Origin of the sequence: Streptomyces sp. NPDC050508, assembly GCF_040655155.1 — a bacterium.
Classification (GTDB): Bacteria; Actinomycetota; Actinomycetes; order Streptomycetales; family Streptomycetaceae; genus Streptomyces.
Map to the genome: position 1 here is coordinate 362,087 of NZ_JBFAJJ010000009.1, position 15,516 is coordinate 377,602.

Sequence of the window (15,516 nt, forward strand, 5' to 3'; positions counted from 1 at the left end):
ACGAGGGAGCCACATGCCCACGACCGAAACAAACGAGCACAAAGCCCTACGTGAAGCCGTATCCGCCCTAGGCAAAAGGCACGGCCGCACCTACGACCGAGAACAACTCTGGTCCGAGGCAGCAAAGCTCGGCTACCTAGGAGTCAACCTCCCCGAGGAATACGGAGGCGGAGGCGGCGGCATCTCCGAACTCTCCATCGTCCTGGAGGAGTTGGGAGCGGCAGGCTGCCCCCTCCTCATGATGGTCGTGTCACCGGCGATCTGCGGCACGGTAATCGCCCGCTTCGGCACGGCCGCCCAAAAGCAGGAATGGCTACCCGGAATCGCCGACGGAACCCGAACCATGGCCTTCGGTATCACCGAACCAGACGCCGGCTCCAACTCCCACCGCATCACCACCACGGCTCACCGCGACGGAGTCGACTGGCTCCTCACCGGCCGCAAGGTCTTCATCTCCGGCGTGGACCTGGCCGACGCCACCCTCATAGTCGGCCGCACGGAAGACTCCCGAACGGGCCGTCTCAAGCCCTGCCTGTTCATCGTCCCGCGAGACGCACAGGGCTTCACGCGCCGCCAGATAGACATGGAACTCACCGCCGCGGAGAAGCAGTTCGAGCTGACCCTGGACGACGTACGCCTGCCCGCCGACGCACTCGTCGGAGACGAGGACGCGGGCCTGCTCCAACTCTTCGCCGGTCTCAACCCCGAACGCATCATGACGGCCGCCTTCGCGATCGGCATGGGCCGCTACGCGCTCGCCCGGGCCGTCGAGTACGCGCGCGACCGCACGGTGTGGGACGCCCCCATCGGCGCCCACCAGGCCATCGCGCACCCCCTCGCACAGGCGCACATCGACCTCGAACTCGCCCGTCTGATGATGCAGAAGGCGGCGTATCTGTACGACGCCGGTGACGACGCGGGCGCGGGCGAGGCCGCCAACATGGCGAAGTACGCGGCCGGGGAGGCGTGCGTGCGGGCGGTGGACCAGTCCGTGCACACCCTCGGCGGGAACGGTCTGACGCGCGAGTTCGGGCTCGCTTCGTTGATAACTGCCGCGCGTGTGGCTCGTATTGCTCCGGTGAGCCGGGAGATGATTCTCAACTACGTCTCCCACCAGACCCTGGGCCTGCCCAAGTCGTACTAGCCACTCAGCGGCCCATGCCAGGAGGAACGATGTTCCGCAGCGAGTACGCAGACGTTCAGGCCGTAGAACTCCCCATCCATGACGCGGTGTTGGCCAGGGCCGCCGAGTTCGGGGACGAACCCGCGCTGGTCGACGGCACGGACGGCACCACCCTCACGTACACCCAACTGGACCGGTTCCACCGGAGTATCGCGGCCGGGCTCGCGGAGGCGGGCGTGCGCAAGGGGGACGTGCTCGCCCTGCACAGTCCGAACACGGTCGCCTTCCCCCTGGCCTTCTACGCCGCCACGCGCGCGGGTGCCTCCGTCACGACGGTGCACCCGCTCGCCACGCCGGAGGAGTTCGCCAAGCAGCTGCGCGACTCGGCGGCCCGCTGGATCGTCACCGTGTCACCGCTCGTGGAGGCGGCCCGCCGGGCCGCCGAACTCGCGGGCGGCGTCGAGGAGATATTCGTCTGCGACAGCGCGCCCGGACACCGTTCGCTGGCCGACATGCTCGCCTCGACGGCCCCCGTGCCGGTGGTCGACATCGACCCGGTGGAGGACGTCGCGGTCCTCCCGTACTCCTCGGGCACGACCGCCCTCCCCAAGGGCGTGATGCTCACCCACAGCCAAATAGCCACGAACCTGGCCCAGTTGGAGCCGGCGGTCCCCACCGGCCCCGGCGACCGCATCCTCGCCGTGCTGCCGTTCTTCCACATATACGGCCTCACGGCCCTGATGAACGCACCCCTGCGGATGGGCGCCGCCGTCGTGGTCCTGCCCCGCTTCGAGCTGGAGACCTTCCTCGCGGCCATCGAGAACCACCGCATCACCGGCCTCTACGTGGCCCCGCCGATCGTCCTCGCCCTGGCCAAACACCCGGCGGTCGCGCAGTACGACCTCTCGTCCCTGAAGTACATCATCAGCGCCGCAGCCCCCCTGGACGCGGACCTCGCCGCCGCCTGCTCACGACGGCTGGGCCTGCCGCCCGTGGGCCAGGCCTACGGCATGACGGAACTGTCCCCGGGCACCCACGTGGTACCGGTCCGGGACATGCCCACCGCACCTCCCGGAACGGTCGGCAAACTCATCGCCGGCACCGAGATGCGGATCGTCTCCCTCGACGACCCGGACAAGGACCTCGGCATCGGCGAGGCCGGTGAGATCCTCATCCGCGGCCACCAGGTGATGAAGGGCTACCTGGGGCGCCCCGACGACACCGCCGCGATGATCGACAAGGACGGCTGGCTGCACACCGGGGACGTCGGGTACGTGGACGCCGGCGGCTGGCTGTTCGTCGTCGACCGGGTCAAGGAACTCATCAAGTACAAGGGCTTCCAGGTGGCCCCCGCCGAACTGGAGGCCCTCCTGCTCACCCACCCCGGCATCGCCGACGCGGCCGTCGTGGGCGAGTACAACGACGACAACAACGAGGTCCCGCACGCGTACGTGGTCCGCCAGCAGACGGCCCCCGACCTCTCGCAGAGCGAGGTCCTGATGTACGTCGCCGAACGCGTCGCCCCCTACAAGCGCGTCCGCATCGTCACCTTCATCGACGCCGTCCCGCGCGCCGCCTCCGGGAAGATCCTGCGCCGGGAACTGCGAGGCCGCTCATGACGTCGATCGGTCGGGCACGCGCGCGTGGCATCGAGACCCTGAGCCTGGACTCACCGGACACGAGGAACGCCCTGTCGGCTTCCCTGGTAAGGGAGTTGGCGGACGCGCTGACCGAGTGCGCGAAGGACGCCGACGTACGGGCGGTCGTCCTCACCCACACCGGCAACACGTTCTGCGCGGGCGCGGACCTACGGGACCCCCCGCCCCCGGAGGCGCTGGTGACCCTGCTCCGGCAGATCATCGAACTCCCCAAGCCGGTGATCGCCCGAGTGACAGGCCACGTACGGGCAGGCGGCCTCGGCCTCCTCGCCGCCTGCGACATCGCGACGGCCTCCACGGAGTCCACCTTCGCGTTCACCGAGGTACGGATCGGGGTGGCCCCGGCGGTGATCTCCCTCCCCCTCCTGCCCCGCACGGACCCCCGCGCCCTGGCCCGCTACTACCTCACCGGCGAACGCTTCGACGCGACGGAAGCAGTCGGCGTAGGCCTGCTGACGACGGCGGGCGAGGACGTCGACGAGACTCTCACCCCCGTCCTCGACGGCCTGCGCAGGGCCGCCCCCGAGGCCCTGGCCGAGACGAAACAGCTGCTCACGGCTAGGGTGCTGGAAACCTTCGACCGGGACGCGGCCGACCTGACCGCGCTCTCGGCACGGCTGTTCGCCTCCGCGCAGGCCCGCGAGGGGATGACAGCTTTCCTCGAACGACGGGATCCCGCATGGGTGGTGTGAGCGCGACGACGGCGCCGGGCGCGGTCGACCGCAGACCCAAGCAGGACCGCAGCCGGGCCACCCGACAGCGCCTCCTGGAAGCCGCCGTGTCCTGCCTCGCCGAACACGGCTGGGCAGGCTCCACGGTCTCCGTCGTCGCCGAACGCGCCGGCGTCTCCCGAGGCGCCGCCCAACACCACTTCCCGACCCGCGAGGACCTCTTCACGGCGGCGGTCGAGTACGTCGCCGAGGAACGCTCCACAGCACTGAGGGCCCTCTTCCCGGAGGGCGCCGCAGACCGACGCGTAGTGATCGAGGCCCTGGTGGACCTCTACACGGGCCCCCTGTTCCGCGCGGCCCTGCACCTGTGGGTCGCCGCCTCGAACGAGGCCCAACTCCGCCCCCGGGTAACGGAGTTGGAGGGGAAGGTCGGCCGCGAGACCCACCGCATCGCGGTGGAATTGTTGGACGCGGACGAGTCTCAGCAGGGGGTGCGGGAGACGGTCCAGGGCCTCTTGGACATGGCGAGGGGCCTGGGCTTGGCCAACCTACTCACTGACGACAGGGCCAGGCGGGAGAGGGTTGTGGCGCAGTGGGCGATGCTGTTGGAACACGCCTTGGGGTGATGCCCTCAGGGGCGCGGGGAACTGCGCGACCAGCCACATCCGGTCCGCAGTCGCCCACGCATCTCAGCCCCCTCTTCAGTGGGCGATATCCCCAAACCCCGAGATCGACTCAGGCCCACGAGACTCCGGCCCCACATACCGCGCAGACGGCCGCACAAGCCGCCCCGTCCGCTTCTGCTCAAGAATGTGCGCCGACCACCCCGCCGTACGCGCACACGTGAACATCGACGTGAACATGTGCGCCGGCACCTCCGCGAAGTCCAGCACGATCGCCGCCCAGAACTCGACGTTGGTCGCGAGCACCCGATCAGGACGACGAGCGTGCAACTCCGCCAGCGCCGCCTTCTCCAACGCCTCCGCGATCTCGAACCGCGGCGCCCCCAACTCCCGCGCAGTACGCCGCAGTACACGAGCCCGAGGATCCTCAGCCCGGTACACCCGGTGCCCGAACCCCATCAACCGCTCACCCTTGTCGAGCGCCTGCCGCACATACGCGTCGGCATCCCCCGTCCGCTCGATCTCCTCGATCATCCCGAGCACACGGGACGGCGCACCCCCGTGCAGAGGCCCGGACATGGCACCCACGGCACCGGACAGCGCGGCGGCGACATCGGCACCGGTAGAGGCGATGACGCGAGCCGTGAAGGTGGACGCGTTCATCCCGTGCTCGGCGGCAGACGTCCAATACGCGTCCACGGCCGCGACATGCTTGGGATCCGGCTCACCCCGCCACCGGATCATGAACCGCTCGACCACAGACTGCGCCTTGTCGATCTCGCGCTGCGGCACCATCGCGTTCCCCTGCCCGCGCGCGGACTGCGCGACGTACGACAGAGCCATCACGGCCGCGCGGGCGAGGTCGTCGCGGGCCTGCTCCTCGTCGATGTCGAGGAGGGGCTTGAGGCCCCACACGGGCGCGAGCATGGCCAGCGCGGACTGTACGTCGACGCGGATGTCACCGGAGTGCACCGGGATCGGGAACGGTTCGGCGGGCGGCAGCCCCGGGTTGAAGGCGCCGTCGACGAGCAGCCCCCAGACGTTGCCGAACGAGACGTGACCGACCAGATCCTCGATGTCGACGCCCCGGTACCGCAGGGCGCCGCCTTCCTTGTCCGGCTCGGCGATCTCCGTCTCGAACGCGACGACTCCTTCGAGTCCAGGGACAAAGCCGGGGTCGAAGTCGGACATCAGGCGGCTCCTCATGCTGGGGCTCCACGGTCGCGGGGGACTCGCGGGCCGAAGGTAGAGACATCAGCACCATAACGCCGAGTGCCACACATGGGGAGGGTCTGCGGCACTGAGTGCCACCCGAACTCGTGGCCGCACATGGTCGTACGGCAGGATGACCGCGTGACCGACCGCGATCCCACCGCCGACCGTGATCCTCGCCTCGACCCCGCCGCGATGCGCAAGCAGTACCGCGTGGACGGCCTCGACGAGAACGACCTGGCAGCCGACCCCATGGCGCAGTTCGGCCGCTGGTTCGAGGAGGCGGTGGTCCAGGAGCTGGTCTACGAGCCGAACGCCATGGTCGTCTCCACCGCCGACACCGAGGGCCGCCCCAGCTCCCGCACGGTCCTCATGAAGGACTACGACGACCAGGGCTTCGTCTTCTACACCAACTACGGCTCCCGCAAGGCCCGCGAACTCGGCGCGAACCCGTATGTCTCGCTGCTCTTCCCCTGGCACCCGATGGCCCGCCAGGTCCTGGTCACCGGCACCGCCCGCCGCACCGGCCGCGACGAGACCGCCGCCTACTTCCGCACCCGCCCGCACGGCTCCCAACTCGGCGCCTGGGCCAGCACCCAGTCCTCGGTGATCCACTCCCGAGCCGAACTGGAGTCGTCGTACGAGGACCTTCTCGCCCGCTACCCGGAGGGCGAACAGGTCCCGGTTCCCCCACACTGGGGCGGCTTCCGCATCGCCCCGCAGACGGTCGAGTTCTGGCAGGGCCGCGAGAACCGCCTCCACGACCGCCTCCGCTACACCACCCAGCCGGACGGCACCTGGCGGGTGGAGCGCCTCAGCCCCTGAGGTCATGGCGGCCGGGACACCTGGGATAGCGTTTCTCGCTTTGGACAAGTGAGAACAAGTGAGAGGGACGTCGTGCGGTTTCAGGTGCGGGGGCTGGGTGCCCGTCGGTGGATCACGTTCGGGACGATCGTGTTCGGGACGCTGTTCCTGGTCATCGGGCTGATCCTGGCGGGGGTGTCGGTCTCGTTCCTGACAGGTGCGGACCGTGCCCGGGGCACGGTGGTGTCCCTGGAGTGGCGTACCGACCACAGCACCGGCACGTCCCGCGGGAGCCGGACGAACAACGGGCCCATGGCGTACCCGGTGGTCGAGTTCACACCGGCGCACGGCACGCGGCGGACGTTCCGGGACTCCACGGGTTCCAAGCCACCGGCCTACGAGGCGGGCGAGCGGGTCGAGGTGCTGTACCACGCGGACTCCCCCGAGGACGCACGCATCAACGGCTTCGCCTCGCTGTGGCTGATGCCGCTGGTCTTCGGCGGGATCGGACTGGTGATCGCCGGCATCGGCACGGGCGTCGCGTGGGCGACAAGGCGACGCCCCTGAACCGCGCAAGGCGCCGGACACGCAGGCGACCCGCGAGCTCAGGTCCCTCCACCTCGCGGTGGGGGAGCCGGCCGGACGTACCGGCGAGCTCGCGGGTCGGGTGACTGCGTTGGGTTAGGCCGGTTGCGTGCGACTCACACACGCCGGTCCGGCGCCGAACCGAGTACGACGGCGGGCCACTAGCCCGCAGTCACCTCTTCCGTCCGGTATTCATACATCTGCCGAACCACCTCCTTTCCGAAGTACTCGCCACCTTAAGAACCGTCCGCCGACGGATCAACCGCTTTTTACGAGACTTGTACTCGGTGGACGCGAATGTGCTGGTCACCTAGGGTCCGGCTCATGACCGACCTTCGTATCGAGCCGGTGGACGGGGAAGACGCGCTCCAGGACTGGCGTCACGTCCACAACCTGATCGTGCCGCCCGCCGCGATGTCCCTCGACGAGGTGCGGGAGCGGAGCGGGCGGAACCGGCTGGAGAACGCGTATCTGGGGGACGTGCTCGTGGGGTGCTCCACGGTGCGGCCCCCGGAGGGGAAGGACGCGGTGGTGACCGTCATCGTGCGCGTGCTGCCCGGGTTCCGGCGGCGGGGCCACGGAGCCGCCCTCTACGAGAACGGCCTCACGCGCGCGCGTGCACTCGGTGCCGGTGCGGTCGAGACCGTCGTCCTGGCCGCCAACGAGGACGGGGTGCGGTTCGCCGAGGCCCGGGGCTTCGTCGAGACCGAGCGCTATGTGCTGGACGGGGAGACCGACGTGTGGATCACCATGCGGTTGCGGTCGCTGTAGGCCGGTGCAGTACAACGATTCCTTCAATCTTGCGGGAAGTCGGTGTGTGCTGCGTCACGTTCGAGTTGAATGAGGGGGAGTGAGTGAACCGACGCTCCGTGTCCGCGGACGCAGCCTGCAGGGGGTCCAGGTGAGTGCTTCCCGGCGTAGTGGAACCACCGACGAGTTGGGTCCCGACGAGCCCGAGCGGGACAGTGGTCCCGAGGGGGTCGGTGGATCCGATCTGCTGGCCGCGTTGCTGGACGGGATGGACGCGGCACTGTGTGCCTTCGACGCGGACGGCGTGCTGACCCACTGGAACCGCGAGGCGGAGCGCATCCTCGGCTGGACCGCGGCCGAGGCCGTGGGGCGGCACGGGCTGGCCGGGTGGGCCGTACGGAGTGCGGACGCCGAGGAGGTCGAGGGGCGGCTCATGTCCGCCATGCAGGCGCCCGGGCGGCAGGTCAATGAGTTCGCCCTTCTTACGAAGGACGGTGGGCGGGTGCTTGTGCGGACCCAGTCCGCCGCCGTGCGCGGGCCCGACGGGAAGCCCGCCGGGGTCTACTGCGCCTTCAGCGAAGTGCATGCCCAGATCGACCTGGAGAGGTCGATCGCCTTGAGCGAGGCCCTCTTTGAGGACGCGTCGTGGGGAGTGGTGCTCGTCGACGCCGATCTGCGGCCCGCCGTCGTCAACTCGCATGCCGCTCGTGCGTTCGGTACCGGGCGCAGCTCCGTGCTCGGGCGGCCCCTCGGTGACCTGCTCGCCCAAGGGGTCGAGGAGCTGGAGGCCGCGCTCACGCATGTGCTCGCCGAAGGCGCCCCGCCCGCGCCCGCGGAGATCTGGGTGAGCGTACGGATGCCGGAGGGCAACCTGCGGCGCTGCTGGCGCAGCGGGTTCCTGCGGCTGGCCTCGCCGCTCACCGAGGAACCGGTGCCGCTCGGCGTCGGCTGGCTCTTCCAGGACGTCACGGAGGCCAAGCAGCTCGAACAGGAGGCCTCGCTGCTGCGCTTCCGCGCCCAGCAACTGCACCGGGCGGCCCGTGCCGCCGCCGAGTGCGAGGACCCGCGCGACGCGGCGACCGTCCACCTCGACTTCGCGCTCGCCGGCTTCGCCGACCACGCGCTCGTCGACCGGGTCGCGGGCGGATCGTTGAACGATGGCGACGGCGTACGTGCCACGGCCGTACGACTCGTCCGGGTCGCCGCCACGCCCACGGGGGCGCCGGGGCCCAGCCTGCTCACCGGGGCGGCCGGACTGCCCGTGCGCTACGGCGAGGGGCATCCCGCCCTGCAGTGCGTCGACCGCGTCGGTTCCGTGCGGGCCAGCATCGGCAGCGTCCCGCCCGAACAGGCACGGGAGTGGGCCCGGGTCCGGCAGTGGCCCGGGGACGCCGTACACGCGCTGTGCGCGGTGCTGCGCAGCCGGGGGCGGACGCTGGGCGTGGTGACGTTCCTGCGCGGCGCCGGACGCAGCCAGTTCGAACGGTCCGACTCGATCTACGCCGAGGACGTGGCCGTACGGATCGCGGCGGCGCTGGACCTGGCGGGGACCACAGGGGAGAAGTAGCGGCTCAGCGCTGGTAGAAGATCCGGTCCCGGTACTCCTCGAACACGCGGCCGTTCCACTCGTGGCCGCCGTCCACGTTCCCGGAGCGCAGCAGCGGCGGCTCGATCCCGCGGTCGGCCAGGGTCGCCGCCGTCGTCGCCATGACCGCCTGGAGGAGGGCCGCGGTGACGACCGTGGAGGCGGGGGCGAAGGGGGCCGGGATGGCGTCGAGGGTGAGTTCCGCGTCGCCGATCGCGATCTTCGAGTCGAGGACGACGTCGCAGTGGTCCTTGAGGTACGTCCCGGAGACGTGCCGTGACGTCGTCTCGGAGGCGTACGCCACGGAGGTGACGCCGATGACCCAGACGCCGAGGGAGCGGGCCTTCATGGCCATCTCGACCGGCAGGGCGTTGCGGCCCGACAGGGAGATGATCACCAGGGCGTCGCCGGAGCGCAGCGGCGACGTCTCCAGGACGACGCTCGCGAGGCCGTCGACGCGCTCCAGGGCGGAGCCCAGCGTGGCCGGCATGACGTCGACGCCGAGGGCTCCGGGCACCACGAGCAGGTTCATCAGGGCGAGACCGCCCGCGCGGTAGACGATGTCCTGTGCGGCGAGCGAGGAGTGCCCGGCACCGAAGGCGAAGAGGCGCCCCCCGCCGGTCACGGTGTCGGCGAGGAGCGTGCCGGCCGCCTCGACGGAGTCGGCCTCTTCGTCGCGGACCCGCTGGAGCAGGGTGATCGCGGCGTCGAAGAACTGGCCGGCCGGCGTACGGTCGCTCATGCGGGAGCCCCCTCGGTGAGTTTGTGTCGCGGATCACCGTGCGGTCTGGACCAAGGTGATGTCAATACGGCGACAGCACGTCTCCAGACGTCTCCGGGGGCCGCAGAGGGCGGCCGTAACCGGCTGGTTTCAGCGGCGCGGCACGGTTGTCAGTGCTATGCGTCAGAATTGAGTCCAGGGCCAGCGCACGCGCCGCGGAGCCGTCGAGCTTCGGGCAGAGGTAATCGAGGGGCACGTATGTCCGGACTGATCGACACCACGGAGATGTATCTCCGCACCATCCTTGAGCTTGAGGAGGAAGGTGTGGTCCCCATGCGCGCCCGCATCGCCGAGCGGCTCGACCAGAGCGGGCCGACGGTGAGCCAGACGGTGGCGCGCATGGAGCGCGACGGTCTGGTGGCGGTGGCCAGCGACCGCCACCTGGAGCTGACCGACGAGGGCCGCCGGCTCGCCACGCGCGTGATGCGCAAGCACCGGCTCGCCGAGTGCCTGCTCGTCGACGTGATCGGCCTGGAGTGGGAGCAGGTGCACGCCGAGGCCTGCCGCTGGGAGCACGTGATGAGCGAGGCCGTGGAGCGGCGGGTCCTGGAGCTGCTGCGGCACCCCACCGAGTCGCCGTACGGCAATCCGATCCCCGGTCTTGAGGAGCTGGGCGAGAAGGACGGGGCGGACCCGTTCCTCGACGAGGGCATGGTGTCGCTGGCCGACCTCGACCCGGGCGTGGACGGCAAGACGGTCGTGGTGCGCCGGATCGGCGAGCCCATCCAGACGGACGCGCAGCTGATGTACACGCTGCGCCGGGCGGGCGTGCAGCCCGGCTCGGTGGTGAGCGTGACGGAGTCGGCCGGCGGGGTGCTGGTGGGCAGCGGTGGTGAGGCGGCCGAGCTGGAGTCGGACATCGCCTCGCATGTGTTCGTCGCCAAGCGCTGACCGCGTCCTTTGCCCGGCGGGGCCGTCAACTCATGGGGCGGGTGGGGCAGTTGTGGCGTTCCGGCGGTCTGGGACATTCCAAGATTCAGTGTGCTGAATCGCAGCGCTCGGACGCTTCGCGTGCCAGGCTGTCGCATGAGGCATATGACCGTGAGGGGGCGGGAGGATGTGCCGCAGACGTGGAGAAGGCCCCGGCGCCGCACGGCGCCGGGGCCCGTCCTCCCCTGTGCTGACCCGGAGCCCCGAGCTCTCAAGGTCATTCCCCTCGGACCGGTTTCCCCGAGCGGTCCGCCTCCCGCTGAAGATCTCCCCTCGGCAGCGGCGATCATTCCTTGAGCCGGGTCACTCGAACGAGGGGTGTTGCGGCCGGAGACGGCATTTTCGAATCGACATTCGATAACTTGTCGGTGATGAAACGCGGGGGGCGCGAGCTGTAGGGAAGAGACGGAAGAAAGAAGAGACGGCAGCGACGAGAGACGGCACAAGCGGCAGAGCGTGGTTCACAGGACCGGTGGGCTCGAAGCGGGAGCGAGCGGTCCGTGCGGAGCTAGGGGGGTCCCAGGACCAATGGCGCGGCGCATCGACGTGACCGGAGCAGGCGGCGTACGCCTGGCCGCATGGGAGTTCGCGGACCCTCCCAAGCTGGGGGAGATCGAGCGGGCACCCGGAGTTCTCTTACTGCACGGCCTGATGGGCCGCGCCTCGCACTGGGCGTCCACCGCCCGCTGGCTCTCCGAGCGGCACCGGGCCGTCGCACTCGACCAGCGCGGCCACGGCCAGAGCGACAAGCCGCCGGAGGCGTCCTTCACCCGCGAGGCCTACGTCGACGACGCGGAGGCCGCGCTGGAACAGCTGGGGCTCGCTCCGGTCGTCCTCATCGGGCACGCGATGGGTGCGCTGACCGCGTGGCAGCTCGCCGCGAAGCGGCCCGATCTGGTGCGCGGGTTGATCATCTGTGACATGCGGGCGTCCGCGCTGGGCGCGGCCTCGCAGCGGGAGTGGTCGGACTGGTTCAAGTCCTGGCCCGTTCCCTTCGCCACGCTTGCTGATGTCCGCAAGTGGTTCGGTGAGGACGACCCCTGGGTGGAGCGGCCGAATCCCTCTCGGGGGGAGTTCTACGCCGAGGTCATGCACGAGTCCGCCGACGGGTGGCGGCCGGTGTTCGAGCCGGAGCAGATGCTGAAGTCCCGGGAGACGTGGGTGTACGACGCGCACTGGGAGGAGCTGGCTCAGGTGCGGTGTCCTGCTCTTGTGGTGCGGGGGCTGGATGGGGAGTTGGGGCGGGCCGAGGCGCAGGAGATGGTGCGGGTCCTTCCCAGGGGGGAGTATGCGGAGGTGGCTGATGCCGGGCATCTTGTGCACTATGACCAGCCGGCGGCTTGGCGGGCGGCTATCGAGCCGTTTCTTGATGGGGTGCTGGTGTGAGATTGCCTAAGAGCTCGGGGGATGCGGTTGTTTGGCGGGTGCGGGTGCGTTGTGGCTGGTCGCGCAGTTCCCCGCGCCCCTAGGGGACTGCAGGGCCCGGCGTCGAAAAGGTCCCCTTAACTCCTCAACCCTTGCTGACCGCCGTCAGGATCTCCGGGAGCCGTTTCGCCGTTCCCGGTGCCGCCAGTCGTAGGCCCGCGTATGTGATCGCCGCCCCGTAGCCCGCCCCCGCCGGGAGCAGTGCCCAGCTCCATTGGTCGCCCTCTGTGCTCACGTTGGCCCAGATGGTGAGGGTGATCACGGGGGCGCACAGGAGGGCCGCCGCGATCATGCCGCCGAAGATGGAGATCCAGGCGAGGCCGGCCTGGCCGGGGGCCACGTTCTTGTGGCTGCCCTGGGGGATGGAGTAGGGGAAGCGGGCCGAGGTCCAGGCGCCGGTCGCCAGCATCGCGCCGAGCAGCGCGAAGGACAGGCCGAGCACCTCGGGGAGCCTGGCCCAGTCGCCGAGCAGCGCGGTGGTCAGGACGGTCACGAGGGCCGCGTACGGCAGGGTGATCACCAGCAACGCGAGGGCGCGGGCGCGGAGTTCGACGTAGGCGTCCCGGGTCGTGGAGATCGTCATCGCGACCATCCAGAACGCGGAGGTGTCCTGTCCGAACTGGTTGTACATCTGGATGCCGAGCATCCCGGCGGCGAAGCACGCGAAGTAGACCGAGCCGGTGCCCTGCAGCGCGTTGAACACCGGCACGATCAGGCCGATCGCCAGCGAAGTCACCCAGGCGGCCTTGGTCTTGGGGTCGCGCCAGATGTAGCGCAGGCTGCGTTCCATGACCGTTCCGGTGCGGCCGGACGGGAGGAAGCGGGCCGGGCCGCCGGTGGACGCCCTGTCCTTCGCGGCCGGTTCCGCGGACTGGAGGGTGGAGCCGTCCGGTGCCGTCATCAGCTTGGTCAGGCTGCGCGACCAGAGGATGAGCAGGGCCGCCAAAGCAGCTACGGACAAGGCGAGTTGAGCGACGGCCAGGCCGTAGGAACCCCTGCTCACCGAGTCCACCGCGCCGACCGCCGACGCGGGCGGCACCCAGCGCAACACCTCGGCCGCCGGGTCGAGTTGGGACAGCCCGGACGAACCCAGGCGCTGCGCACCGAAGTTGACCAACTGCGCCCCGACCGCGATCACCAGCCCGCTCAGCACCGCCAGGTCCCGCCCCTTCCTGCTGGTCAGCAGGCGGATGTTGGCGGCGGCGACGGCCCGCGCGAGGGCTACGCAGATCAGCAGGGCGAGCGGGAGCGCCAGGACCGCCGTGACGTAGGCGGCGGCGCCGTGCGCGACCGCGATCACCGAACCGAGCAGCAGCACCAGCGTGAACAGCGGCCCGATCCCGACCAGCGAGGCCGCCAGCAGTGCCCGTACCAAGGGTTGGGGCCGAAGTGGCAGCATCACCAGGCGAGTCGGGTCGAGGGTCTCGTCGCCGGACGGGAAGAACAGCGGCATCACCGCCCAGCCCAACCCCAGTACCGCCACCAGGAGTACGACCACGGACACGGCGTGCGTGTCCCCGCGCAACGAGATCAGCCCCAGCAGCTGAAGCGCCGCGAACAGCAGCGCCACGACCGCCGACGCGACGTACGCGGCCCGTCGGCCACCGGACTGCCGTAGCCCGTTGCGGAGGAGCGACAACTTCAGTCGTACGACTACAGGGGTGATCGAGACGGTCGTCGTGGTGTCGCTCATCGGGTGCCGCCGCCCAGCCAGTCGAGGTCGGAACTGTGGTCGCGGGCGCCCGCTCCGACGAGTTCGAGGAACGCCTGCTGGAGGGTGGGGGATTCGCCCCGCACCTCGGCCAGGGTGCCCTGGGCGCGGATGCGGCCGGCGGCCATCACGGCCACCCAGTCGCAGAGCGACTCGACGAGTTCCATGACGTGGGAGGAGAAGACGACGGTGGCGCCGGAGGCGGTGTAACGCTCCAGGACGCCCCGGATGATCTGCGCGGAGACCGGGTCGACGCCCTCGAACGGCTCGTCCAGGAACAGGACTTCGGGGTTGTGGAGGAGAGCGGCGGCGAGCCCGATCTTCTTGCGCATACCGGTCGAGTAGTCGACGACGAGCTTGTGCTGCGCACCGGCCAGGTCGAGTACGTCGAGGAGTTGCGCGGCCCGCTTGTCGACCTCGGCCCCGGGCAGCCCCCGCAACCGCCCGCTGTAGCCGAGGAGTTCACGCCCCGAGAGTCGTTCGAAGAGTCGCAGCCCTTCCGGCAACACCCCGATCCGCGCCTTCACGGCCACGGGGTCCGCCCACACGTCGTGCCCGACGACCGAGACGCTCCCCTGATCGGGGCGCAGCAACCCGGTCACCATGGAGAGGGTCGTGGTCTTCCCGGCCCCGTTGGGCCCGACCAGCCCGATGAACTTGCCCGCGGGCAACTCCAGATCGATCCCGGCAACAGCAACCTGCTGCCCGAACCGCTTCCAGAGCCCACGCACACTCACAGCCGACGTCATACCTTGCAGCCTACGGTCAGGGGTCCTGCCTAAGGGCGCGGGACTGTGCCGATTTGCGGCTCCGCCGCGTGGGCGCGACCAGCCCCCACCGGACCGCACTCGCGCGACTACCGATCCCTCCCACACGCATAGGCGAGCGGCGAGATCAACTCCTCCGCATCCGGCAGCCAACGGTTGGCCGCAGTCGGCCGACAAGCCCACTGCACAGCCCCCCGAGACCCGAACCGCGTAGGCGGCGCGGCCACATACCCGCCCTCACCCAGCACCACGAGATCGAGAGTGGCGGGGGACCAGCCGATCTTCCGCACCAGATCCGGCACCTTCACCGAAGCCCCGGGCAGAACAAAGAACTCCATCCGCCGCGACGGCGTCAACGTGACAGGACCGAGCGTCAACTCCATGCGCTCCATCCGGGCCAGCGCCAGGAACCCCGCGGTCTCCGGGACGGAAATCGCGTCGAACGTACGCCCGGTGGGCAGCAGAATCGATGCGGCCGGCTGCTTCTGCCACATCCGCCGCGCGACCGTCGCGCTGCCCGTCGCCTGTGTCGCCCAGTCCTCGCGCGCCGGATGTGCGCCGGGTGCGGCGCACGCCGGGTCGCCACAGGAGCAGTGCTGCACCCCGTCGACGGCTTCCAGCCAGGTGCCGGAGAAGACGTCCCAGTGGCGCTCCTCGGCGTAGCGTACGGCTGTCTCCAGCAGCGATTCCCCGCGCTGCTTCGGAATCTGAGCGGCTTCGGTACCCGCGATCGTCTCTTCCACGCCCAACACAACTCCCGCACCCACCTCGGGTTACGGCTGTAGCGCGCGCGGGGGAGGAGCATCGATTCCGCAACTGGGGCGCATGGATGCAGATGTGGGGGCGCGCGGGAGGATCGACGGCGGGAGCTGGGTAGCCACGTGAGGGGTT

General features: G+C 70.0%; 15 protein-coding genes. 10 read left to right on the top strand and 5 right to left on the bottom strand.

Annotated features, from left to right (window positions below; genetic code table 11):
- The first annotated feature begins 13 nt into the window (after positions 1-13).
- Genes AB0I69_RS26965 through AB0I69_RS26980 form a run of 4 tightly spaced genes read left to right on the top strand, consistent with a single transcriptional unit; the run spans position 14 to position 4,078 of the window.
- Positions 14-1,144 (top strand): acyl-CoA dehydrogenase family protein, encoded by a 1,131-nt coding sequence (locus AB0I69_RS26965; protein ID WP_363098248.1) that lies wholly within the window; start codon positions 14-16, stop codon positions 1,142-1,144.
- A 29-nt stretch (positions 1,145-1,173) separates the two neighbouring features.
- A complete protein-coding gene (locus tag AB0I69_RS26970; RefSeq protein ID WP_363098249.1) occupies positions 1,174-2,742 on the top strand; it encodes a 4-coumarate--CoA ligase family protein in 1,569 nt (522 codons plus the stop codon).
- The gene (locus tag AB0I69_RS26975; RefSeq protein ID WP_363098250.1) at positions 2,739-3,473 is read left to right on the top strand and encodes an enoyl-CoA hydratase family protein; all 735 of its coding nucleotides are present in this window, start codon (positions 2,739-2,741) and stop codon (positions 3,471-3,473) included. The genes AB0I69_RS26970 and AB0I69_RS26975 overlap by 4 nt, the downstream gene beginning before the upstream one ends.
- Positions 3,461-4,078, top strand: a complete 618-nt coding sequence (locus tag AB0I69_RS26980) for a TetR/AcrR family transcriptional regulator (protein WP_363098251.1) — start codon at positions 3,461-3,463, stop codon at positions 4,076-4,078. The genes AB0I69_RS26975 and AB0I69_RS26980 overlap by 13 nt, the downstream gene beginning before the upstream one ends.
- A gap of 75 nt (positions 4,079-4,153) precedes the next feature.
- Here AB0I69_RS26980 and AB0I69_RS26985 read toward each other — a convergent pair whose 3' ends face one another.
- Positions 4,154-5,266, bottom strand: a complete 1,113-nt coding sequence (locus tag AB0I69_RS26985; RefSeq protein ID WP_363098252.1) for a citrate synthase 2 — start codon at positions 5,264-5,266, stop codon at positions 4,154-4,156.
- Between the two features lie 138 nt (positions 5,267-5,404).
- Between AB0I69_RS26985 and pdxH the strand changes: the two genes are divergently transcribed.
- The 4 genes from pdxH to AB0I69_RS27005 all read left to right on the top strand — a co-directional run bounded on the left by pdxH (position 5,405) and on the right by AB0I69_RS27005 (position 8,993).
- Complete coding sequence (gene pdxH, locus AB0I69_RS26990) at positions 5,405-6,112, top strand: pyridoxamine 5'-phosphate oxidase (RefSeq protein WP_363098253.1); 708 nt, start codon at positions 5,405-5,407, stop codon at positions 6,110-6,112.
- 72 nt (positions 6,113-6,184) lie between these two features.
- Positions 6,185-6,658 carry a DUF3592 domain-containing protein gene (locus AB0I69_RS26995; protein WP_363098254.1) on the top strand — a complete coding sequence of 158 codons (474 nt, stop codon included), beginning with the start codon at positions 6,185-6,187 and terminating at the stop codon, positions 6,656-6,658.
- A 342-nt stretch (positions 6,659-7,000) separates the two neighbouring features.
- Complete coding sequence (locus tag AB0I69_RS27000; RefSeq protein ID WP_363098255.1) at positions 7,001-7,447, top strand: GNAT family N-acetyltransferase; 447 nt, start codon at positions 7,001-7,003, stop codon at positions 7,445-7,447.
- 130 nt (positions 7,448-7,577) lie between these two features.
- Positions 7,578-8,993, top strand: coding sequence for a PAS domain-containing protein (locus AB0I69_RS27005; RefSeq protein ID WP_363098256.1), 1,416 nt, complete (start codon positions 7,578-7,580; stop codon positions 8,991-8,993).
- A 4-nt stretch (positions 8,994-8,997) separates the two neighbouring features.
- Here the strand turns inward: AB0I69_RS27005 and AB0I69_RS27010 are convergent, their stop codons facing one another.
- Positions 8,998-9,753 (bottom strand): SIS domain-containing protein, encoded by a 756-nt coding sequence (locus AB0I69_RS27010; RefSeq protein ID WP_363098257.1) that lies wholly within the window; start codon positions 9,751-9,753, stop codon positions 8,998-9,000.
- A 237-nt stretch (positions 9,754-9,990) separates the two neighbouring features.
- Between AB0I69_RS27010 and AB0I69_RS27015 the strand changes: the two genes are divergently transcribed.
- Entirely contained in the window at positions 9,991-10,683 is a 693-nt protein-coding gene (locus AB0I69_RS27015; protein WP_352183275.1) for a metal-dependent transcriptional regulator, read from the top strand.
- Between the two features lie 567 nt (positions 10,684-11,250).
- Positions 11,251-12,108, top strand: coding sequence for an alpha/beta hydrolase (locus tag AB0I69_RS27020; protein WP_363098258.1), 858 nt, complete (start codon positions 11,251-11,253; stop codon positions 12,106-12,108).
- A gap of 124 nt (positions 12,109-12,232) precedes the next feature.
- On the opposite strand, the gene AB0I69_RS27025 is transcribed toward AB0I69_RS27020, so the two are convergent.
- The 3 genes from AB0I69_RS27025 to AB0I69_RS27035 all read right to left on the bottom strand — a co-directional run bounded on the left by AB0I69_RS27025 (position 12,233) and on the right by AB0I69_RS27035 (position 15,377).
- On the bottom strand, positions 12,233-13,840 hold the full coding sequence (locus tag AB0I69_RS27025; RefSeq protein WP_363098259.1) for a transporter: 1,608 nt from the start codon (positions 13,838-13,840) through the stop codon (positions 12,233-12,235).
- On the bottom strand, positions 13,837-14,607 hold the full coding sequence (locus tag AB0I69_RS27030) for an ABC transporter ATP-binding protein (RefSeq protein ID WP_363098260.1): 771 nt from the start codon (positions 14,605-14,607) through the stop codon (positions 13,837-13,839). The genes AB0I69_RS27025 and AB0I69_RS27030 overlap by 4 nt, the downstream gene beginning before the upstream one ends.
- Positions 14,608-14,714: 107 nt before the next feature.
- Positions 14,715-15,377 carry a bifunctional DNA primase/polymerase gene (locus tag AB0I69_RS27035; protein WP_363098261.1) on the bottom strand — a complete coding sequence of 221 codons (663 nt, stop codon included), beginning with the start codon at positions 15,375-15,377 and terminating at the stop codon, positions 14,715-14,717.
- Between the last annotated feature and the right edge of the window lie 139 nt (positions 15,378-15,516).